This window comes from Streptomyces sp. NPDC088812 (genome assembly GCF_044750285.1).
In the GTDB taxonomy this organism is placed as follows: Bacteria; Actinomycetota; Actinomycetes; order Streptomycetales; family Streptomycetaceae; genus Streptomyces.
Window position 1 is genome coordinate 1 of sequence record NZ_JBIVJP010000003.1, and the last position, 21329, is coordinate 21329.

16 protein-coding genes and 1 rRNA gene are annotated in these 21329 nt (G+C 71.7%); 9 read left to right on the forward strand and 8 right to left on the reverse strand.

Going from position 1 to position 21329, the window contains the following annotated elements:
* Nucleotides 1–34 precede the first annotated feature (34 nt).
* Nucleotides 35–151 (forward strand): 5S ribosomal RNA (gene rrf / locus ACIP67_RS06210).
* A 101-nt stretch (nt 152–252) separates the two neighbouring features.
* Here the strand turns inward: rrf and ACIP67_RS06215 are convergent.
* The 5 genes from ACIP67_RS06215 to ACIP67_RS06235 form a co-directional block, all read right to left on the reverse strand.
* Nucleotides 253–1563 (reverse strand): DUF58 domain-containing protein, encoded by a 1311-nt coding sequence (locus ACIP67_RS06215; protein WP_401688159.1) that lies wholly within the window; start codon nt 1561–1563, stop codon nt 253–255.
* Nucleotides 1563–2552, reverse strand: coding sequence for an AAA family ATPase (locus ACIP67_RS06220; RefSeq protein WP_401689226.1), 990 nt, complete (start codon nt 2550–2552; stop codon nt 1563–1565). Before ACIP67_RS06220 ends, ACIP67_RS06215 begins: the two co-directional genes overlap by 1 nt.
* Nucleotides 2552–3748 carry a DUF4350 domain-containing protein gene (locus ACIP67_RS06225; RefSeq protein WP_401688162.1) on the reverse strand — a complete coding sequence of 399 codons (1197 nt, stop codon included), beginning with the start codon at nt 3746–3748 and terminating at the stop codon, nt 2552–2554. The genes ACIP67_RS06220 and ACIP67_RS06225 overlap by 1 nt, the downstream gene beginning before the upstream one ends.
* Nucleotides 3745–4521 (reverse strand): DUF4129 domain-containing protein, encoded by a 777-nt coding sequence (locus ACIP67_RS06230; protein ID WP_401689229.1) that lies wholly within the window; start codon nt 4519–4521, stop codon nt 3745–3747. The genes ACIP67_RS06225 and ACIP67_RS06230 overlap by 4 nt, the downstream gene beginning before the upstream one ends.
* A gap of 67 nt (nt 4522–4588) precedes the next feature.
* Complete coding sequence (locus tag ACIP67_RS06235) at nt 4589–5983, reverse strand: glycerophosphoryl diester phosphodiesterase membrane domain-containing protein (RefSeq protein ID WP_401688165.1); 1395 nt, start codon at nt 5981–5983, stop codon at nt 4589–4591.
* A gap of 140 nt (nt 5984–6123) precedes the next feature.
* Between ACIP67_RS06235 and mtnA the strand changes: the two genes are divergently transcribed.
* The 7 genes from mtnA (at nt 6124) to ACIP67_RS06270 (ending at nt 15462) form a co-directional block, all read left to right on the forward strand.
* Entirely contained in the window at nt 6124–7266 is a 1143-nt protein-coding gene (gene mtnA / locus ACIP67_RS06240) for an S-methyl-5-thioribose-1-phosphate isomerase (RefSeq protein ID WP_401688168.1), read from the forward strand.
* A gap of 309 nt (nt 7267–7575) precedes the next feature.
* Nucleotides 7576–8265 carry a two-component system response regulator MtrA gene (gene mtrA / locus ACIP67_RS06245; protein ID WP_187283109.1) on the forward strand — a complete coding sequence of 230 codons (690 nt, stop codon included), beginning with the start codon at nt 7576–7578 and terminating at the stop codon, nt 8263–8265.
* 1 nt (nt 8266) lies between these two features.
* Complete coding sequence (gene mtrB, locus ACIP67_RS06250; protein ID WP_401688171.1) at nt 8267–10330, forward strand: MtrAB system histidine kinase MtrB; 2064 nt, start codon at nt 8267–8269, stop codon at nt 10328–10330.
* Between the two features lie 142 nt (nt 10331–10472).
* On the forward strand, nt 10473–12257 hold the full coding sequence (locus ACIP67_RS06255; RefSeq protein ID WP_401688174.1) for an LpqB family beta-propeller domain-containing protein: 1785 nt from the start codon (nt 10473–10475) through the stop codon (nt 12255–12257).
* A gap of 204 nt (nt 12258–12461) precedes the next feature.
* Complete coding sequence (locus ACIP67_RS06260) at nt 12462–13508, forward strand: ComF family protein (protein ID WP_401688177.1); 1047 nt, start codon at nt 12462–12464, stop codon at nt 13506–13508.
* A 308-nt stretch (nt 13509–13816) separates the two neighbouring features.
* Complete coding sequence (gene hpf / locus ACIP67_RS06265; protein ID WP_401689232.1) at nt 13817–14509, forward strand: ribosome hibernation-promoting factor, HPF/YfiA family; 693 nt, start codon at nt 13817–13819, stop codon at nt 14507–14509.
* A gap of 206 nt (nt 14510–14715) precedes the next feature.
* The gene (locus ACIP67_RS06270; protein ID WP_389523773.1) at nt 14716–15462 is read left to right on the forward strand and encodes a response regulator; all 747 of its coding nucleotides are present in this window, start codon (nt 14716–14718) and stop codon (nt 15460–15462) included.
* Nucleotides 15463–15510: 48 nt separating this feature from the next.
* Here the strand turns inward: ACIP67_RS06270 and ACIP67_RS06275 are convergent, their stop codons facing one another.
* Nucleotides 15511–16707 carry a winged helix-turn-helix domain-containing protein gene (locus tag ACIP67_RS06275; protein ID WP_401688181.1) on the reverse strand — a complete coding sequence of 399 codons (1197 nt, stop codon included), beginning with the start codon at nt 16705–16707 and terminating at the stop codon, nt 15511–15513.
* Between the two features lie 50 nt (nt 16708–16757).
* Nucleotides 16758–17342, reverse strand: coding sequence for a GNAT family N-acetyltransferase (locus ACIP67_RS06280; RefSeq protein WP_401688184.1), 585 nt, complete (start codon nt 17340–17342; stop codon nt 16758–16760).
* 279 nt (nt 17343–17621) lie between these two features.
* On the opposite strand from ACIP67_RS06280, the gene secA reads away from it, so the two are divergent.
* The gene (gene secA / locus ACIP67_RS06285) at nt 17622–20432 is read left to right on the forward strand and encodes a preprotein translocase subunit SecA (RefSeq protein ID WP_401688187.1); all 2811 of its coding nucleotides are present in this window, start codon (nt 17622–17624) and stop codon (nt 20430–20432) included.
* A 107-nt stretch (nt 20433–20539) separates the two neighbouring features.
* Here secA and ACIP67_RS06290 read toward each other — a convergent pair whose 3' ends face one another.
* The gene (locus ACIP67_RS06290; protein WP_401688190.1) at nt 20540–21100 is read right to left on the reverse strand and encodes an Rv3235 family protein; all 561 of its coding nucleotides are present in this window, start codon (nt 21098–21100) and stop codon (nt 20540–20542) included.
* Nucleotides 21101–21329 lie beyond the last annotated feature (229 nt).

The window sequence follows — 21329 nt, forward strand, 5'->3', positions numbered from 1 at the left end:
CACAGGCGTGGTGCGGCTGACAGTTTCATAGTGTTTCGGTGGTTATAGCGTGAGGGAAACGCCCGGTTACATTCCGAACCCGGAAGCTAAGCCTTACAGCGCCGATGGTACTGCAGGGGGGACCCTGTGGGAGAGTAGGACGCCGCCGAACAATTTTTGAGAAATCCCCCGTGCCGGATGGCACGGGGGATTTTTGCGTTCAGGGGCGACTAGATGGAACTACGGGCTCTCCTGCGAGAGCCCGTTTGTGCGTTATAGACGTCCGGTCGCTTTCAGGGCCAGATAAGCGTCCGCCAGGGCCGGCGCCAGTTCGTCAGGAGGGGCGTCGACGACCGTGACTCCATGGCGGCGGAGGTGTTCGGCGGAGCGGTGACGTTCTGTCTGAGCCTGGGCGGCCGCCGCCGCTTCGTAGACGGCATCGATGGTGCCGCGAGCCTGAGCCATACCGGCGATGCGAGGGTCGGCGACCGAAGCGAGGAGGACGGTGTGGCGTCGGGTGAGCTGCGGGAGGAGCGGTAGCAGACCCGCCTCGATGGGGGCGGCGTCCAGCGCCGTCAGGAGCACGATCAGCGACCGGCGGGGGGCCGTACGAAGGGCGGTGGCGATGAGGCCGCGGGCGTCCGTCTCGATCAGCTCCGGTTCCAGGGCGGCCGTCGCGGCAACCAGTGACGGGAGCAGGTCACGGGCCGTTCTGCCCTGGACGAGGGCGCGTACCCGGCGGTCGTAGGCAAGGAGGTCGACGTGGTCGCCGGCGCGGGAGGCCAGTGCGGCCAGAAGCAGGGCCGCGTCCAGGGAGGCGTCGAGGCGGGGGGCGTCTCCGACACGGCCCGCGGACGTGCGCCCGGTGTCCAGGACCAGGAGGAGACGGCGGTCGCGCTCGGGGCGCCACGTGCGGACGGCGACCGTGGACTGACGGGCGGTGGCACGCCAGTCGATGGAACGGGTGTCGTCGCCGGGGACGTATGCGCGGAGACTGTCGAATTCCGTGCCCTCGCCTCGGGTCAGGGCGCTGGTGCGGCCGTCGAGCTCGCGGAGGCGGGCCAGTTTCGAGGGGAGGTGTCTGCGGCTGGTGAACGGGGGGAGGACCCGTACGGTCCAGGGGACCTTGTGGGTGCCCTGGCGGGCGACGAGGCCGAGAGGACCGTAGGAGCGGATGGTGACGCGGTCGGCGTGGCGGTCGCCGCGGCGGGTGGGGCGCAGGCGGGTGGTGAGGCGGCGCCGTTCGCCGGCGGGGACCGTGAGCCGGTGGCGGGAGGCGGCGAACGCGGTGCCGGGCAGCCAGCTGCTGGGAGGCCAGGCGTCGCGGAGGCGGGCCCGCAGGAGGCGGCCGGACGGATTGGTGATCGTGAGGGTGACGTCGGCGGTGTCGCCGAGGCGTACGGAGGTGTCGCCGGAGCGGGTCAGGAGCAGGCGGCGTACGGGGGCGGCGAGGGCGTAGTCGCAGGCGCAGACCGCGGCCAGGGAGGCGTTGACGGCGAGGATGCCCGTCCAGCCGGGTTCCCAGATGCCGACGGGGAGGGAGCCGAGGGTCGCGAGAAGGGCGGCGCGTCCGGTGAGCGCCATCAGCGGGGCACGGGGACGTGGGCGAGGACGGCGTTGATGACCGAGTCGGCGGTGACGCCCTCCATCTCCGCTTCCGGGCGGAGCTGCACGCGGTGGCGGAGGGTCGGCAGGGCGAGGGCTTTGACGTCGTCGGGGATGACGTAGTCGCGGCCGGTCAGCCATGCCCAGGCGCGGGCGGTGGACAGCAGGGCGGTCGCGCCGCGGGGGGAGACACCGAGGGTGAGGGAGGGGGACTCGCGGGTGGCTCGGCAGATGTCGACGACGTAGGCGGTGATCTCCGGGGCGACGGTGGTACTGGCGACGGCTGTTCGGGCGGCTTCGAGATCGGCTGCGCCTGCCACCGGGCGTACGCCGGCGGTGTGCAGGTCGCGCGGGTCGAAGCCTTCGGCGTGGCGGGTGAGGACGTCGATCTCGTGCCGGCGGGAGGGGAGGGGGACGGTGAGTTTGAGGAGGAAACGGTCCAGCTGGGCTTCGGGCAGGGGATAGGTGCCCTCGTACTCGACCGGGTTCTGGGTCGCGGCGACCAGGAACGGGTCGGGGAGGGGGCGGGGGGTGCCGTCGACGGTGACCTGGCGTTCCTCCATGGCTTCGAGGAGGGAGGCCTGGGTCTTCGGCGGAGTGCGGTTGATCTCGTCGGCGAGGAGGAGGTGGGTGAAGACCGGGCCGGGCTGGAAGGAGAACTCGGCGGTGCGGGCGTCGTAGACGAGGGAGCCGGTGACGTCGCTGGGCATGAGGTCGGGGGTGAACTGGACGCGTTTGGTGTCGAGGTCGAGGGCCGCGGCCAGGGCGCGGACGAGCAGGGTCTTGGCGACGCCGGGGACCCCCTCGAGGAGGACGTGGCCGCGGCACAGGAGGGCGACGACTAGACCGGTCACGGCGGGGTCCTGGCCGACCACGGCCTTGGCGATCTCGGCACGCAGGGCTTCCAGGGACGCGCGGGCGTCGCCCGGATCCCCGGTCTTCCCGGCGTTGTCAGTGGTCGGGTCCATCATGGACGGCGTACCTCTCTTTCGAGGGCGTCGAGTCGGTCGGCGAGTGTGATCAGCGCTTGGTCGTCGCCGGGTGGCGGGCCGAAGAGGAGGGGGTACAGGGCCTGTCCGTCGCTGTTGAGGTGGGCGGACAGGGCGGGGAGGAGGGTCTCGGGCGTGTGGGCCTGGGCGACGGGGAGGCCGACGAGAGGGGCGAGGCGGGTGCGGGTCGTGGAGCGAAGAGCGGTGGCCGCGCGGTCGCGTGCGCGGGTCTTGCGGTAGAGGCGGGCGCGGCCTTCGGCCGTTTCGGAGGCGCGGATCGCGACGGGGAGTTCCTCGGGGACGAGGGGGCCGAGTCGGCGTGCCCTCCAGAGGGCGGCGAGGGCTGCCGCGACGAAGAGCTGCACGGTGCCCCAGAGCCAGCCTGCGGGGAGCAGTTCGACGAGGCTCTTCTCGTCGTCCGGGGCGGTGGTGGAGGAGTCGGAGAGCGAGGGGAGGTACCAGACCAGGTGAGGGCGGGAGCCGAGGAGCTGGAGGGCGAGCGAGGCGTTGCCCTGTTCGTCGAGGCGGTCGTTGAAGAGGATGTCGGGGGCGCCGAGCACGACGGTGTCGCCGTCGCCGGAGGGCGCCGGGAGGCGCAGGAGGGTGGCGAGGCGGTTGCTGGGGTAGCACTCGTCCGCGTCGCGGAGGGTGGTGGTGTAGCGGATGCCGCCGGTGTCGGCGGTGCCGGCGCGGCGGGCGGCGGGCAGGGCACAGCCTGGGGAGAGGGTGGACTCGCGGCTGGCGGCGGGGTCCGCGGCGACGCCGGGTGCGAGTGTCTTCACCGACCAGCCGCCCGGGGCGACGAGGACGGTGCGGCCGCCGGAGTCGGTGGTCGCCGCGTGCAGCCGGCGCTGCTGGTGTTTCGTCAGCAGATCGGGGTCGGCGACGAGGAGGGTGGTGTCCGGGCCGGTGGCGGCTCGGGCGTCCGCCACGGTGGTGACGACACGAGTGGCGACGCCGTGCTGGGAGAGCAGCTCGGCCACGGCGCGGCTGCCGTAGGGGTCGGCGGAGCGCGGGTCGAGGGCGCCGTGCCGGGCGTCGGAGCGGAGCGCGGCGAGGGTGACGGCCCCGGCCAGCAGGAGGACGAAGGCGAGGGTGATGCCTCGTGCACGGGTCCACAGGTGGCGGGCGGTGGGCGAGGCCGAGGTGGACGGGAGAGTGGCCTCGGTCGTCATGCGGGCGCTCCGGGGCGGGTGTGGTGGTCCGCGCCGGGGGTGCTGCTGTGGAGGGCCTGGGGTGTGGTGTCGTCCAGGTCGCGGTCGAGGCCGGCGATGCGGTGGTACGTCTGGCCGGTGGCCGTGCGGCCGCCGTACGTGACGTCGTCGAAGTCGCGGGCGGCGGCGTGCAGCCGCCCGGTGTGGGCAGGAAGGGAGCGGCCTGCCTCCGCGGCGGCCTCGTCGGCGGTGCGTCCGGGACGGACGTCGAGGAGCGCGCGTTCCTCCAGGGCGCGGACGATGGCGCGCATGCGTTCCTGGACGGCCTGGTTCCAGTGGCCCTGGGCGGCGTGTGCCTCGGCGGCCGCGCGGTGGTCGGCGGCGCTGCGGGGGCGGTCGTCGAACAGGGCGGCGGCGGAGGCGGGCCGGCGGCCCGGGGTGCCGAGGCGCCACCAGAGGGCGGCCACGGCGGCGACGACGGCCAGGACGATCACGACCAGGCCGACCGCTCCGCCCGGGGCGGCGGTGGAGGCGGCGGTGAGCAGGTCGCCGATCCAGTCCCACAGGCCGTTCAGGAACCGTTCGAACAGGCTGGGGTCGTTCTCGTGGTACAGCCGCTCGGACAGCTCGCGCCGGGCCGCTTCCCGCGCCGGATCGCGGGGGACGGTCACCGGCGGCTCGTCGCCCCGCAAGGACACGGGGAGGCCGTCACCCGCCCGCAGCAGTACGCGTACGGCCTGGTCGGCGGCGTGTGACAGGGACGGCGGGGCCGGGGCGGGCGTGCCGTGCGGCACCGTCGCGGGCACCGCGGCGCCCGGCGGTGCCGGCAGGGCTGTGAGGACTCCCCCCGGGCTCACCGCATCAGCTCCGCGGCGGGGTGACAGGGGAGGGTGTCCCGTAGCCCTGGATGCCGGCGGCTTCGGCCAGGTCGAGGTCGAGGGCCTCGCGGCGGATGCGCAGGTCGATGTAGAGGAGGGCGGTCACGCCCGCCGTGATCGGGAGCGTGATCATGGAGCCGATCACCGAGCCGATCCCGGTGACGACCAGGTACGACCAGCCGAGGTCGGTGTCGCCCTGGGTGAAGGCGGAGATTCCTCCCTCGCCGAGGGCGGCGCCGAGAAGGGCGAAGGGGACCACCACGATCGTCGCGATGAGGTTGGCGAGGATCATGGAGAGCAGCTGGATCCCGAAGACCCGCCACCAGGAGCCGCGCACCAGCTTCGCGGAGCGTGCGAGCGCTTTCTTGATGCTCTGCTTCTCCAGCATCAGCGCGGGCGAGGCGAGCGAGAAGCGGGTGAGCAGCCACGCCACGACGACGAGGGCCGCCAGGACGCCCAGTGCGGACAGCCCGTCACCGGCGTCACCGCCCACCAGGACGCCCGGCAGCGCGCCCACGACGACGATGGCGACCGCCGTCAGCATCAGGAAGAAGACCAGGCCGAACAGCCGCGGTACCTGGGGGCGGGCGTCGCGCCAGGCCTGGCCGGTCGTCACCGGTCTGCCGATGACCGCGCGGCTGGTGACGGTCGTCAGCAGCGCGGTGGCCGTGATGCTGCCGACGAGGGCGATCAGGAAGACGACACCCGCGTCGAGCACGACGTCGGCCATGACGCGCCACTTCTCGTCCATCGTGGCGTAGGGGTCGCTGAGGGCGGCCGTGCTCGCGCTGTCGTCGAGGAACAGGCCCTGGACGAGGACGACGACGACCTCTATGACGACGGCGACGGTCAGGGAGATGCCGAGGACGGTGCGCCAGTGGGCGCGCATGGTGGAGACGGCGCCGTCGAGGATCTCGCCCACGCCGAGGGGGCGCAGCGGGATCACACCGGGCTTGACGGCGGGCGGAGGGCCGCCCCAGCCGGCACCCCAGCCGTTGTAGCCGCCGTGTCCGCCGTGTCCGCCGTGTCCGCCGGGGGTGCCGTAACCGCCGGGAGGGCCGTAACCGCTGTGGCCTGCGTGTCCGCCGGGGCCTGCGGGACCCGGGCCGCCGGGCGGGCGGGTGCCCCAGCCGGGGCCGGGCGGGGGAGGCGGGGGAGACTGAGCCGGGTTCCGGGGGCCTGCGGGCGCGGACCACGGGGCCGGGGGCGGCTGTTCCTCGGACCACTTCGTGCCGGGGCCCTGCGGGTTCGCGGCCGGCTGGTCCGCAGGCTGCGTACCGCCGGGTCGGTCGGCGGAATCGGCAGGGTGGGACGCCCCGGGCTCCTGTCCGTCGGACGGGGCGGATCCGGGCGATGCCCAGCCCGGGGTGTCGTTCATCGTCGCTCCTTCACGGTGCCCGACCGCTGGCGCGGCGGCAGTTCGGGAGCCATCGTGCCATGGGCCGGTCATCGACGGACCGGCCGCGGTCCGGGCTGCACAGCATCAATTGTCCGCCGGATAACGGGCAGACTGACGGCATGGCTGATCAGTACGCGCAACCCGGCGAGCACAAGCGGCCCACCGACATACCGGCGATCCGCTGGGAGGAACCCCCCGAAGGCCCGGTACTTGTGCTCCTGGACCAGACGAGGCTGCCGACCGAGGAACAGGAACTGGTCTGTACGGACGCGTCCGCGCTGGTGGAGGCGATCCGCTCGCTCGCCGTGCGCGGGGCGCCGCTGCTCGGCATCGCGGGGGCGTACGGTGTCGCGCTCGCCGCCGCACGTGGCTTCGACGTGGACGAGGCCGCGGCCGCGCTCGAAGGAGCCCGGCCCACCGCGGTGAACCTCTCCGTCGGCGTGCGCCGGGCCCGCTCCGCCTACCGGGCGGAGCTCGCCCAGGGCGGCGGTCACGAACAGGGCGCCCGGGCCGCGCTGGCCGCCGCACGCCGGCTCCACCAGGAGGACGCCGAGGCCAGCGCCCGGATGGCGGGGCACGGACTCGCCCTCCTCGACGAACTGCTGCCCGGGGGCGGGCACCGGGTGCTCACCCACTGCAACACCGGCTCGCTGGTGTCGGGCGGCGAGGGGACGGCGTTCGCGGTGGCGCTCGCCGCGCACCGGGCCGGGCGGCTCCGGCGGCTGTGGGTGGACGAGACGCGCCCCCTGCTGCAGGGCGCCCGCCTGACCGCGTACGAGGCGGGCCGCAGCGGCATGGCGTACACGCTGCTCACGGACAACGCGGCGGGGTCGCTGTTCGCGGCCGGTGAGGTGGACGCCGTACTGATCGGGGCGGACCGCATCGCGGCCGACGGCTCCGTGGCGAACAAGGTGGGCAGCTATCCGCTCGCCGTGCTCGCCCGCTACCACCACGTGCCGTTCATCGTGGTGGCGCCGGTGACGACGGTGGACCCCGGCACCCCCGACGGGGCGTCGATCGACGTCGAGCAGCGGCCGGCGTTCGAGGTGACGGAGGTGACGGCGCCGCAGGTGCCGGTGGCGGGAGCAGGCGGCGGGATTCCGGTCGCGCCCCTGGGGACGCAGGCGTACAACCCGGCGTTCGACGTGACGCCGCCCGAGCTGGTGACGGCGATCGTCACGGAGGACGGCGTGGTGTCGCCGGTGACCGCCGAGGGCCTCGCCGAGCTGTGCGCCCGGCCTAGTGGGGTGGCGGCCGGCTGATCGTCGCGCCGTGGGGAGGGGGCGGATCCGGCCGGGGAGGTGCCGCCCTGCCCCGTGCGGGGGCGACGGTGACGGTCCGGGGCGACGGTGACGGTCTGGGGCGGGGACCGGCCTGTAGGGCTGTGCGGGGCGACGGGACGGCCTCGGCGGGGACCGGCCGGCACCGCCGCGTCGGGCGACGGTGACGGGGGACCGGGGACCGGGGACGGGGGACCGGGGACGGGGGCAGACAGTGACGGTCCGGTGCGGCTAAGGTCACTGGCCGGTGACGCTGCTCACCTGCGCCACCTTCACCGTTATGAGAATGGGATGATGTCGTTTATGAAGGGACGAGTCCTTGTCGTCGACGACGACACCGCACTGGCCGAGATGCTCGGCATCGTGCTGCGTGGTGAAGGTTTTGAACCGTCTTTCGTAGCCGACGGCGACAAGGCGCTGGCCGCTTTCCGTGAGGCAAAACCCGACCTGGTGCTGCTGGACCTGATGCTGCCCGGACGGGACGGTATCGAGGTGTGCCGCCTGATCCGGGCGGAGTCCGGGGTGCCGATCGTGATGCTCACGGCCAAGAGCGACACCGTCGACGTGGTCGTCGGGCTGGAGTCCGGCGCCGACGACTACATCGTGAAGCCGTTCAAGCCGAAGGAACTGGTCGCCCGGATCCGGGCGCGGCTGCGCAGGTCGGAGGAGCCCGCGCCGGAGCAGCTCGCCATCGGTGACCTCGTCATCGACGTGGCCGGGCACTCCGTGAAGCGGGACGGGCAGTCCATCGCGCTGACGCCGCTGGAGTTCGACCTGCTGGTCGCGCTCGCCCGCAAGCCGTGGCAGGTGTTCACGCGGGAAGTCCTGCTCGAGCAGGTGTGGGGCTACCGGCACGCGGCCGACACCCGCCTGGTCAACGTGCACGTGCAGCGGCTGCGGTCCAAGGTCGAGAAGGACCCGGAGCGGCCGGAGATCGTGGTGACCGTCCGTGGCGTCGGATACAAGGCAGGACCGAGCTGACATGTCCGGAGACAGCGCCGCTTCGGCTCCCGGCCGGTCCGGGGCCCGTCCGGGGCGGCCTGTCGGTCGGAAGGCGGCCGGATCACGCCTCGGGCATCTCTTCGACGGAGGGCTGCTGCACGGCGGGATCCGCAACAGCCCTGTCCTGAGGCTCCTGCTGCGCTGGGTGCGCCGGCCCCTGCTGCCCGTCATGCGGCTGTGGCGGCGCAACATCCAGCTCAAGGTCGTCGTCACCACCCTGCTGATGTCGCTCGGCGTCGTCCTGCTGCTCGGCTTCGTCGTCATCGGGCAGGTACGCAACGGACTCCTGGACGCCAAGGTCAAGGCCTCCCAGAGCCAGGCCACCGGAGGCTTCGCCGTCGCCAAGCAGAAGGCCGACGAGGCCGCCAGCGCCGCCGCCGACGACGACAGCGCCGTGGACGGCGGAACGTCCCAGAACGTCATCGAATGGATGAGCGAACTCGTGTCGTCGCTCTCCAGCGGCGGCCAAGGCGCCTTCGACGTCGTCACCCTGCCTCCCGGCGACGACAGCGGCGGCGGACGCGGACCACGCGCCTCCGGCTACGTCGACCCCAACAAGAGCGTCCCCGACGACCTGCGCACCCGCGTCAACACCAGCACCGGCGCCGCCCAGAGCTACACCCGCATCCTCTACAGCAACGACAAGGAGTCCCAGCCGGCCCTCGTCATCGGCAAACAGCTCAACGACCCCAACGGCGAGTCCTACGAGCTGTACTACCTCTTCCCGCTCACCCAGGAGGAGAAGTCCCTCAGCCTCGTCAAGGGCACCCTCGCCACCGCCGGCCTCTTCGTCGTCGTACTCCTCGGCGCCATCGCCTGGCTCGTCGTGCGGCAGGTCGTCACCCCCGTGCGGATGGCGGCCGGGATCGCCGAGCGACTGTCCGCCGGACGCCTCCAGGAACGGATGAAGGTCACCGGCGAGGACGACATCGCCCGGCTCGGCGAGGCCTTCAACAAGATGGCGCAGAACCTCCAGCTGAAGATCAACCAACTGGAGGACCTGTCCCGGATGCAGCGACGGTTCGTCTCCGACGTGTCGCACGAACTGCGCACCCCCCTGACGACCGTCCGCATGGCCGCCGACGTCATCCACGAGGCCCGCGAGGACTTCGACCCCGTCACCGCGCGGTCGGCGGAACTCCTCGCCGACCAGCTCGACCGCTTCGAGTCGCTCCTCGCCGACCTGCTCGAGATCAGCCGCTTCGACGCCGGCGCCGCCGCCCTGGAAGCCGAACCGATCGACCTGCGCGACGTCGTGCGCCGTGTCGTCAGCGGGGCCGCACCGCTCGCCGAGCGCAAGGGCACCACCGTACGGATCCGCGGCGACCAGCAGCCCGTCATCGCCGAGGCCGACGCACGCCGCGTCGAACGCGTCCTGCGCAACCTCGTCGTCAACGCCGTCGAACACGGCGAGGGCAAGGACGTCGTCGTCAGACTCGCCGCCGCCGGTGGCGCGGTCGCCGTCGCCGTACGCGACTACGGCGTCGGACTCAAGCCCGGCGAGGCCACACGCGTCTTCAGCCGCTTCTGGCGCGCCGACCCCGCACGCGCGCGCACCACCGGCGGCACCGGACTCGGCCTGTCGATCGCCCTGGAGGACGCCCGGCTGCACGGCGGCTGGCTCCAGGCCTGGGGCGAGCCGGGCGGCGGCTCACAGTTCCGGCTGACCCTGCCCAGGACCGCCGACGAGCCGCTGCGAGGCTCCCCCATACCGCTGGAACCCAAGGACTCGCGCCGCAACCGCGGACTCGACGACGCCGGCCTGCCCCGCGGCGCGGGCGAGAAGAGCGCCACCGTGCCCGTGCAGCCCGCGGCCGGTGAGCAGCGGCCCTCGCTCACCCCCCGGCCGGCCCCGCCCGCCCCCACCGCCGACCCCACCGCGCTGCCCGGCAACGGCGCACGCGTCGTGCCCCGGCCCACCACCGGCACCCGCCGACCGGACGAACCGCCCGCCAGCGGGACGGCACACGGGGAGACACCCGAGCGGACGGGCACGCGCCCCGCCGGCTCGGACCAGCAAGGGGAGGCATTTCGTGGGCGCTGACCGCGAGGGGAGACATGTGGTGGGCGCTGACCCGGAGCGGGGACGTGCGGTGCCGTCCGCGGTGCCTACCGGCCTTGAGGGAACGCGTACCGCGGGCGCGGACCGCCCTCGGCGGAGCCGCCGCCGTACACCGGCGCGCGCGATGGCGTACGCCGCCTGCGCTGCCCTACTGCTGGCCGGCTGCGCCTCCATGCCCGACAGCGGAGACCTCCAAGGCGTCGAGTCCACCCCGCGCCAGGACACCCAGGTGCGGGTGTTCGCCATGCCGCCCCGCGACGACGCCCCGCCCTCCGAAATCGTCCAAGGCTTCCTCGAAGCGCTGACCAGCGACGACCCCCGCTACTCCACGGCCCGCCAGTACCTCACCACCAAGGCCGCGCAACGCTGGCAACCCGACAGCTCCACGACGGTCCTCGCCGACGGCCCCGGCACCGAGGTCGTCCAGTCCGGCGACAGGGACGACGGCGACGACTTCGCCTTCAAACTGACCGGCACCGAAGTCGCCACCCTCGACGCACAGCAGTCCTACGCACCCGCCTCCGGCACCTACCGCCAGACCGTGTACCTCACGCGCGACAAGAAGACCCGGCAGTGGCGCATCGACGCCCTCCCCCAAGGCATCGTCATGGGCAAGTCGGACTTCCAGCGCAACTTCATGTCCGTCAACAAGTACTACTTCGCCTCCAACACCACCGCCACGGGCACCGGCCGGCCCATGGCCGTCGCCGACCCCGTCTACGTGCGCGAACGCGTCGACCCCATGACCCAGATGGTGCGCTCCCTGCTCAACGGGCCCACCAGCTGGCTGGAGCCCGTCGTCCGGTCCAGCTTCCCCACCGGCACGGCACTCACCCAGGACGTCACCGCACTCACCCTGGACGACCGCAACAAACTCACCGTGCCGCTCAACAACAAGGCGGCCCGCATCGGCCAGGGCAAGTGCGACGAGATGGCCGCCCAGCTGCTGTTCACCCTCCAGAGCCTCAGCCCCACCGTCGACGAGATCGAACTGCGCGCCGGCGGCAGACACCTGTGCACCCTCAGCGACGACCGCGCCACGGCCGTGGCCGACCGCGGCGCGGAGACCAGCCCCGACTACCTGTACTTCATCGACGGCGGCCACCGGCTCGTCCGCATGCCCAACAGCGGCAGCGGCAACGCCCGGGCCGAAACCGTACCCGGAGCCCTCGGCGACGGCAGCAAAGAGCTGCGCTCCGTGGCCGTGGCCCGCGACGAGGACACCGCCGCCGGCGTCTCCCTCGACGGCAAGGCCCTCTACGTCACCGCCACCACGGTCGGCACCGCCCTCGGCCAACCCCTCCTCCAGAGCAAGGGCAAGACCGAGGCCGACCGGCTCACCACACCCAGCTGGGACGCCCAGGGCGACCTGTGGGTCGCCGACCGCGACCCCACCGCCCCCCGGCTGCTCCTCCTGGAGAAGGGCGGCGGCCAGCCCCTCACCGTGCTCACCCCCGGCCTGGACGGACGGATCAACGCCGTACGGGTCGCCGCCGACGGAGCACGCATCGCGCTCGTCGTGGACAAGGACGGCAAGCAGTCCCTGCTCATCGGACGCATCGAACGCGACCGGACCGGAACGCAGACCACCGTCAGCGTCCAGGAACTGCGCTCCGCCACACCCGACCTCGAACAGGTCACCGCCATGTCCTGGGCCGGAGACAGCCGGCTCGTCGTCGTCGGGCGCGAGACCGGCGGTGTCGAACAGGTGCAGTACGTGCAGTGCGACGGCTCCATCCCCGAAACCGGCACCCTGCCCGGCCTCACCGAAGTGACCAGCATCGCCGCCTCCGAGGACAGCGACGCCCCGCTCTTCGCCACCTCCAAGGACGGACTGCTGTGGCTGCCCGGGGGAAGCGGATGGCGGACGCTGAAGGAGACCGCTTCGGTGGCGTTCTATCCGGGATGAGGGCGGTGTTCCGGCGGGGGCGGTTGTTCTCGGGGAAACGCCAGGGGACTTTGCCTCGCATGGGTGCGGCTGACCTGGACCGGTCGTGCGGCTCGTCCGTTTGTTCGTAACGCCGGTTTCTTTCCCCGCCGCCTTTCAGGATTTTTCCACAGGCGTTTTCCACAGGGGTGGTCGACTCACTCCCACCCCGGCACAGTAGTCCCCATGGAAGGCCTTCGGCGATGGTGGCAGGAACTGGCCGGACTGGTGCTGCCGGCCGACTGCGCGGGCTGCGGACAAGCCCGTACGGTCCTCTGCCCCGAATGCCGTACCGCACTCGGCGCAACCGCGCCGCGCCGCGTGCGGCCGGACCCCGAACCACCCGGGCTGCCCACCGTGCACGCGGCGGCCCGGTACGTCGACGAGGTACGCGCCGTGCTGCTGGCACACAAGGAACGCGGGGCGCTCGCCCTGGCACGGCCACTGGGGGCGGCGTTGGCGGGGGCGGTGGGGGTGGGGTTGGGGGAGGGGGAGGGGGAGGGGCCCCCACCCCGCGGAGAAGCCGGAGCAGACACAGCCGGAAACAGCCCCAGCCCCCACCCCGTCCCCGCCGCCGTTCTCCTCGTCCCTCTGCCCTCCTCCCCCCGAGCCGTCCGTGCCCGAGGGCACGACCCGGCGCGTCGTATCGCCCTCGCGGCCGCCGCCGAGTTGCGCAGGGCGGGGGCGTCGGTGCGGGTGGCCGCGGTGTTGCGGCAGCGGCGGGCGGTGGCCGACCAGTCGGTGCTGAACTCCCGGCAGCGGCTCGAGAACCTGGTGGGTGCGCTGGCCGTGGTGCCCGGTGGGGCGCGGGTGTTGTGCGGTGGTCCGGTGGTACTCGTCGACGACCTCGTCACGACGGGTGCCTCACTGGCCGAGGCGGCGCGCGCGGTGCGTGCGGCGGTGGCCCGGGAGCGGGGGCGGGAGACGGAGAACGCGGAGGCCGCACGGCTCGCCGGTGCGACCGGCTCGGCCGGGTCGAACGGCTCGGCCGGGCAGAACCGGCCGACCGGTGAGGTCGAGTGGCCGGCGCGGGTCGAAGGCGCGACGGCTGTGTACGGGCGCGTCACCCGGGAAGGCAGAGAGGTACGGCCGTCCGGAGCACGGGAGGGAGGTGCGGGACGGGTGCCGGCGGGGACAGCCGGCGTCGGCGGTGCAGGTCAGGTGGTCTGCGCGGCCGTGGTGGCAGCGCCGCCGGACGCTTTCGAAATAAACCGGAACCGGCGGTGGAGTTGAGTCGTTGCAGGTAATAGGAGCGTGAATTCACCTGAACGGAGGTACGTCGCAGTAGAGGGTGACGACATCCGTCCGGGCGAGATATGTTCGGTTGTGAGGGAAGCCGCAGGCCACACCCCTCCATTGCGAATGCCGTGCTGCGTGCTGCGGTTTTTGTTAATCACCCGCAGCACCTGGGTGGAGATCTCGCCCATGGGGGAGGAGGAGGTGGAAGTCACCGAGTCCGAGGTTCCGGTGCTCGCCGGAGTCTGGTGCAAAAGGGAGATGCTCCGCCGTGGATGCGGAGCGATCCGGGAACGGAGTTCTGCGTGGACATCGTCGTCAAGGGCCGCAAGACCGAGGTGCCCGAGCGGTTCCGCAAGCACGTGGCCGAGAAGCTGAACCTGGAGAAGATCCAGAAGCTCGACGGCAAGGTGATGAGCCTCGACGTCGAGGTGTCCAAGGAGCCCAACCCCCGACAGGCCGACCGGAGCGACCGGGTGGAGATCACGCTCCGCTCCCGTGGTCCGGTGATCCGGGCGGAGGCGGCGGCCAGCGACCCGTACGCGGCACTCGACCTGGCGGCGGAGAAGCTGGACGCCCAGCTGCGCAAGCAGCACGACAAGCGTTACACGCGGCGCGGCGCACGCCGGCTCTCGGCAGCGGAGGTCTCCGACCAGGTCCCGGGCGTCGCGACCCTCGACGGCAATGGCCGTCTCACCTCGGCCGAGGAGTCGAAGAGCGTCCCCACCAAGCGGATCGGCTCGCTCGAGGTGCAGGGCGACGGCCCCCTCGTGGTGCGCGAGAAGACCCACGTCGCCGCACCCATGACCCTTGACCAGGCCCTCTACGAGATGGAACTGGTCGGGCACGACTTCTACCTCTTCGTCGACTCCGAGACGAAGGAACCCAGCGTCGTCTACCGGCGCCACGCCTACGACTACGGCGTGATCCACCTCAGGACGGACACGATGGTCACGCAGACGCACGCGCCCGAGGCGGGCGGCGCGCTGGGCGGCTGACCCGGTCCCGTGACAGCTGAGCGGGTGCCCCTGGAGCGCTGGTATGCGCCCCCAGGGGCACCCGTGTGCGACCCCTTCGCGCACCGCTCTGTCACACCGTTGTCGTCCTGGCATGGAATCATGGCGGCAACGGCTCAACCGGTGGGCCGTTGCCTTGCGTTGGCGATGGCACTGGACCACGGCCACAGCCTTCAGGGGGAGGAACGATGGCGGACAGCTTCGGACCGATGCATGATGGGGATGCCGTCGACGGCGTCGTCGGCATGGGCCCGGACGCGGGCACTCCCCGCAAGGAGCCGATCAGAGTCCTTGTCGTGGACGACCACGCCCTGTTCCGTCGCGGACTGGAGATCGTGCTCGCGGCCGAGGAGGACATCCAGGTCGTGGGCGAGGCGGGCGACGGCGCCGAAGCCGTGGACAAGGCGGCCGACCTGCTGCCGGACATCGTGCTGATGGACGTGCGGATGCCCAAGCGCGGTGGCATCGAGGCGTGCACGTCCATCAAGGAGGTGGCCCCCAGCGCGAAGATCATCATGTTGACGATCAGCGACGAGGAGGCCGATCTCTACGACGCGATCAAGGCGGGCGCGACCGGATACCTCCTGAAGGAGATCTCCACGGACGAGGTCGCGACGGCGATCCGCGCCGTGGCCGACGGACAGTCGCAGATCAGCCCTTCCATGGCGTCGAAGCTGCTCACCGAGTTCAAGTCGATGATCCAGCGGACCGACGAGCGGCGGCTCGTTCCCGCACCCCGGCTGACGGACCGTGAGCTGGAGGTGCTCAAGCTCGTCGCCACGGGGATGAACAACCGGGACATCGCCAAGGAGCTGTTCATCTCCGAGAACACGGTGAAGAACCACGTGCGCAACATCCTGGAGAAGCTGCAGCTGCACTCCAGGATGGAGGCGGTGGTGTACGCGATGCGGGAGAAGATCCTCGAGATCCGCTAGAAGCGACCTGGAAACCAGGGACGTGGAGCGATCCGGTGGCGCCGCCGGTCAGGCGAGGGCGCGGGTGAGCTCGTGGGTGAGGGGCTCGCGCAGGTCCGGGGCGTCGACGCGTTCCACCCGTACGTCCGTGCAGTCGACCCAGGTCGCCGCCTCGACCAGGGCGCGGGCGACTGCCGGGACCGCCTTCGGGCCGTCCAGGGTGACCTGCCTGGCGACCAGGGTGCGGCCCTCGCGGGCCGGGTCCACGCGGCCGACGAGGCGGCCGCCGGCCAGGACCGGCATCGCGAAGTAGCCGTGGATCCGCTTCTGCCGGGGGACGTACGCCTCCAGGCGGTGGGTGAACCCGAAGAGACGTTCGGTCCTGGCCCGTTCCCAGACGAGGGAGTCGAAGGGGGACAGCAGGGTGGTGCGGTGGCGGCCGCGCGGGGGTGTCCGCAGGGCCTCCGGGTCGGCCCAGGCCGGTTTCGCCCAGCCCTCGACGGTGACGGGGACCAGTCCGGAGTCGGCGATCACCGCGTCGACCTGGTCGCCCTTGAGACGGTGGTAGTCGGCGATGTCGGCGCGGGTGCCGACGCCGAGGGACCGGCCGGCCAGCCGGACCAGGCGGCGCAGGCATGCGCCGTCGTCGAGTTCGTCGTGCAGGAGGTCGGCCGGGACGGCGCGCTCGGCCAGGTCGTAGACGCGTTTCCAGCCGCGGCGTTCGACGCAGACGACCTCGCCGTACATCAGGGCGCGTTCGACGGCGACCTTGGTGCCGGACCAGTCCCACCACTCGCTGGTCCGCTTCGCGCCGCCCAGTTCCGTCGCGGTGAGGGGGCCCTCGGTGCGGAGTTGCTTGACGACCTGGTCGTAGGTGCCCTCGGGGAGGTGGTGGTTCCAGTGGGGGCGGTTGCGGTAGGCGCGGCGGCGGAAGGCGAAGTGGGGCCACTCCTCGATGGGGAGGATGCAGGCGGCGTGGGACCAGTACTCGAAGGCGTGGGGGCGCGCCGCGGGCGTGCCGGGGGACGGCTTCCAGTAGGCGGCCTCGACCGTGCTGCGGCCTACGGCTCCCAGGCGGGCGTAGGGGATGAGTTCGTGGGAGCGGGCGAGGACGGAGATGGTGTCGAGCTGGACGGCGCCGAGGTGGCGCAGGACGCCGCGGACGCCGGCTCTGCGGTCGGGGGAGCCGAGGAAGCCCTGCGCCCGCAGGGCGATGCGGCGGGCTTCGTCTGCGGAGAGCTCTGCGGTCGCGCGCGGGGTCGTCATGGTGCGCACGATAGGGGGTGGGTCTGACAGCGGGACTGTCCCGGGGAGGGTCAGCGGTGCGGCCCGTTCGTGGGTGCCGGGAGGTACGGGGCGGTCGACGGCAGGCCCAGGTCCGACGGGAGCAGGGAGCCCACCCAGCAGTCGCGGCGCACGCCCTTGTTGTCGATGGCGGAGCGCAGGGTGCCCTCCAGGGTGAAGCCGGCGTGTTCGGCGACCGCGCGGGAGGCGGTGTTGCCGACTTCGGCGCGCCATTCGACGCGGTCGACGGCGAGGTCGGTGAAGGCCCAGTGGGACGCGGTGCGGGCGGCCTCGGTGGTGTAGCCGCGGCCGCGGTGTTCCTTGGTGGCCCAGTAGCCGATCTCGGCCGTGCCGAGGGAGCGCCTCATGAGGCTGTTGACGCCGACGAGGGTGCCGTCGGGGAGGAACACGCCGAAGGTGAACAGGGTGCCGTCGGCCCAGCCCGCCGGGGCGACCTCCTCGGTGAAGGTGCGGGCGTGTTCGGGGAGGTAGGGGGAGGGGATGGTGGTCCAGCGCTGGATGTCGGGGTCCTGGGCGGCGGTGTGGACGGCTTCGGTGTCCTGGGGGCCGACGGGGCGCAGGACCAGGCGGTGGGTGGTGAGCGTGACGGACTGCATCGGCCGATTCTGCGCGGGGTGCGGGAGGGACGCCATGGGTTTGCGGCGGGTGAGCGGGTGATCACAATTCGCGCAATTCGTCTGCGGGGGGCGGCACCATCCGCGGGGCCCGGCCGTTGTCCTTTTCGAAGCCGAGCGTGACGTCGTGCGCGGCGGCGTGCGGTCCTCGTCACGCCAGACCTCCCGGCGTGGTGGGGTCCTCGCATACGATGGCCGTTGCTCAGTAAGTCAAATGGAAACCGACCGTCCCAGGCCCGACCGGCAAGGAGACCAACCCCCGTGTCCGTCCTCTCGAAGATCATGCGTGCAGGCGAAGGCAAGATCCTGCGCAAGCTGCACCGCATCGCGGACCAGGTCAACTCCATCGAAGAGGACTTCGTCGACCTCTCCGACGCCGAGCTGCGGGCCCTCACCGATGAGTACAAGCAGCGGTACGCCGATGGCGAGAGCCTCGACGACCTGCTGCCGGAGGCGTTCGCCACGGTGCGTGAGGCGGCCAAGCGTGTGCTGGGTCAGCGTCACTACGACGTGCAGATGATGGGCGGTGCCGCCCTGCACATGGGGTACGTCGCCGAGATGAAGACCGGTGAGGGCAAGACCCTGGTGGGTACGCTGCCGGCCTATCTGAACGCGATCTCCGGGGACGGCGTCCACCTCATCACGGTCAACGACTACCTGGCCGAGCGCGACTCGGAGATGATGGGCCGCGTCCACCGGTTCCTGGGACTGAGCGTCGGCTGCATCCTCGCCAACATGACGCCCGCGCAGCGCCGCGAGCAGTACGCCTGCGACATCACGTACGGCACGAACAACGAGTTCGGTTTCGACTACCTGCGCGACAACATGGCGTGGTCGAAGGACGAGCTCGTCCAGCGCGGGCACAACTTCGCGATCGTCGACGAGGTCGACTCGATTCTGATCGACGAGGCCCGTACGCCGCTGATCATCTCCGGTCCGGCGGACCAGGCCACCAAGTGGTACGGCGACTTCGCGAAGCTGGTGACGCGCCTGAAGCGCGGTGAGGTGGGCAACCCGCTGAAGGGTCTCGAGGAGACCGGCGACTACGACGTCGACGAGAAGAAGCGCACGGTCGCCATCCACGAGGCGGGTGTCTCCAAGGTCGAGGACTGGCTGGGCATCGACAACCTCTACGAGTCGGTGAACACGCCGCTGGTGGGCTACCTGAACAACGCCATCAAGGCGAAGGAGCTCTTCAAGAAGGACAAGGACTACGTCGTCATCGACGGCGAGGTCATGATCGTCGACGAGCACACGGGCCGTATCCTCGCCGGCCGCCGTTACAACGAGGGCATGCACCAGGCGATCGAGGCGAAGGAAGGGGTGGACATCAAGGACGAGAACCAGACGCTCGCCACGATCACCCTGCAGAACTTCTTCCGCCTGTACAGCAAGCTGTCGGGCATGACCGGTACGGCGATGACCGAGGCCGCCGAGTTCCACCAGATCTACAAGCTCGGCGTGGTCCCGATCCCGACGAACAAGCCGATGGTCCGCAAGGACCAGTCGGACCTGATCTACCGCACCGAGGTGGCGAAGTTCGAGGCGGTCGTCGACGACATCGCCGAGAAGCACGAGAAGGGCCAGCCGATCCTGGTCGGCACCACGTCGGTCGAGAAGTCCGAGTACCTGTCGCAGCAGCTCAGCAAGCGGGGCGTCCAGCACGAGGTGCTGAACGCCAAGCACCACGAGCGTGAGGCGCAGATCGTCGCCCAGGCCGGTCGCAAGGGCGCCGTGACCGTCGCCACGAACATGGCCGGCCGTGGTACGGACATCAAGCTGGGCGGCAACCCCGAGGACCTCGCGGAGGCGGAGCTGCGGCAGGGCGGCCTCGACCCGGAGGAGCACATCGAGGAGTGGGCCGCGGCCCTGCCGGCCGCCCTGGAGAAGGCCGAGCAGGCCGTCAAGGCGGAGAAGGACGAGGTCGAGGACCTCGGCGGGCTGTACGTGCTGGGCACCGAGCGGCACGAGTCGCGTCGTATCGACAACCAGCTGCGGGGCCGTTCCGGCCGTCAGGGCGACCCGGGTGAGTCGCGTTTCTACCTGTCCCTGGGTGATGACCTGATGCGGCTGTTCAAGGCGCAGATGGTCGAGCGCGTGATGTCCATGGCGAATGTGCCGGACGACGTGCCGATCGAGAACAAGATGGTCACGCGCGCGATCGCGTCCGCCCAGTCGCAGGTCGAGCAGCAGAACTTCGAGACGCGGAAGAACGTCCTGAAGTACGACGAGGTCCTCAACCGGCAGCGTGAGGTCATCTACGGTGAGCGGCGCCGCGTCCTGGAGGGTGAGGACCTTCAGGAGCAGGTCCAGCACTTCATGGGCGACACGATCGACGCCTACGTCACCGCGGAGACCGCCGAGGGTTTCGCGGAGGACTGGGACCTGGACCGGCTGTGGGGTGCGTTCAAGCAGCTCTACCCGGTGAAGGTCACCATCGAGGAGCTGGAGGAGGCGGCCGGGGACCGGGCCGGTCTGACCGCCGAGTTCATCGCCGAGTCCATCAAGGACGACATCAGCGAGCAGTACGAGGCGCGTGAGGCGCAGCTCGGCTCCGAGATCATGCGGGAGCTGGAGCGCCGGGTCGTGCTGTCGGTGCTGGACCGCAAGTGGCGTGAGCACCTCTACGAGATGGACTACCTCCAGGAGGGCATCGGTCTGCGCGCGATGGCGCAGAAGGACCCGCTGGTGGAGTACCAGCGTGAGGGCTTCGACATGTTCACCGCGATGATGGAGGGCATCAAGGAGGAGTCCGTCGGCTACCTGTTCAACCTGGAGGTCCAGGTGGAGCAGCAGGTCGAGGAGGTTCCGGTCGAGGAGGCCGCGCCGGTCGACATGGAGAAGCAGGACGTGGTTCCGGCGCAGGCGAGCGGGCGGCCCGAGATCCGCGCCAAGGGCCTGGACGTGCCGCAGCGGCGGAACCTGCACTTCTCCGCGCCGACCGTGGACGGTGAGGGCGGCACCATCGAGGGCGACCTCGTCGACGAGGAGCCGGTGCGGTCCGAGGCCGACGGTCTCACGCGTGCGGAGCGCCGCAAGCAGGCCAAGGCGGGGCGGCGCCGCAAGAAGTAGGGCGCCGGGAGTCTGCTGAGGCTTCGTAGGGTGTGAGGGCCGGGTCACCTGGGGGTGGCCCGGCCCTTCTGTGTGTGCGTGCTTCGCCGGTGCGGGAGGGGGTGGGGTCAGTCGCCCGTCGGGCGGGGGCTGCGGGGGCCGCCCAGTTCGACGGCCGTGCAGCGCCAGCGGCGGTCGGTGCCCAGTTCCAGGCGGAAGGCCATCGCGCGCAGGCGGTCGCCGGCGCTGATGCGGGCGAAGGCCTCGATGGCGCCGGGGCGGGGCATGTCGTAGCCGATGTCGCGGACGACCGGCCGGATGCCGTGGGTGGTGCGCAGGGGGCCGCGTTCGGCGAGGTGGGCCAGGTCGTCGTAGGCGCGGCCGAGGGTGTGGCGGAGCATGGCGTGGACCGGGCGCTGGCCGCTGAGGACGGCGACGAGGAGGTCGGCGAAGAGGTCGGTGGGGCGGGGCCGGGGCCGAGGGGGTTGGGGGAGGTGCCTGTGGGGGGCCGGGACGGCGGGGGAGTCGGGGCGCGGGGGCGTGTGGGGGGTGCTGCCGTTCGGGGAGCGGGGTGGTGCGCCGGAGGGGCGGCGGGTGTCACGGCGGCCGGGCGGACGCGTGCCGGGCGGACGGGCGCCGGGCGGGCGGGCGCCGGGGGTGTGCTGGGCCCTCGTCATGACCTTGTTCATGGGTGTCCCCGTTCGGTGGCTGCCCGGCCAGTCGTCTACCGGGCGGTAACTTCCTGCTGTGGATCTTGTACGGGGTTGCGGTACGTCACGGCAAGACAGCGGAGGGTCCCGATGGTGAGGAGCGCGGATTCACCTATCAGGGTGGCCGGGGAGGGAAAGTCCCTGGAAGACGGGGCGGGCGGGGTGAATCGGCAGGCTCGGGGCTGACGTGCGCGGGGGCCTGGGCCGG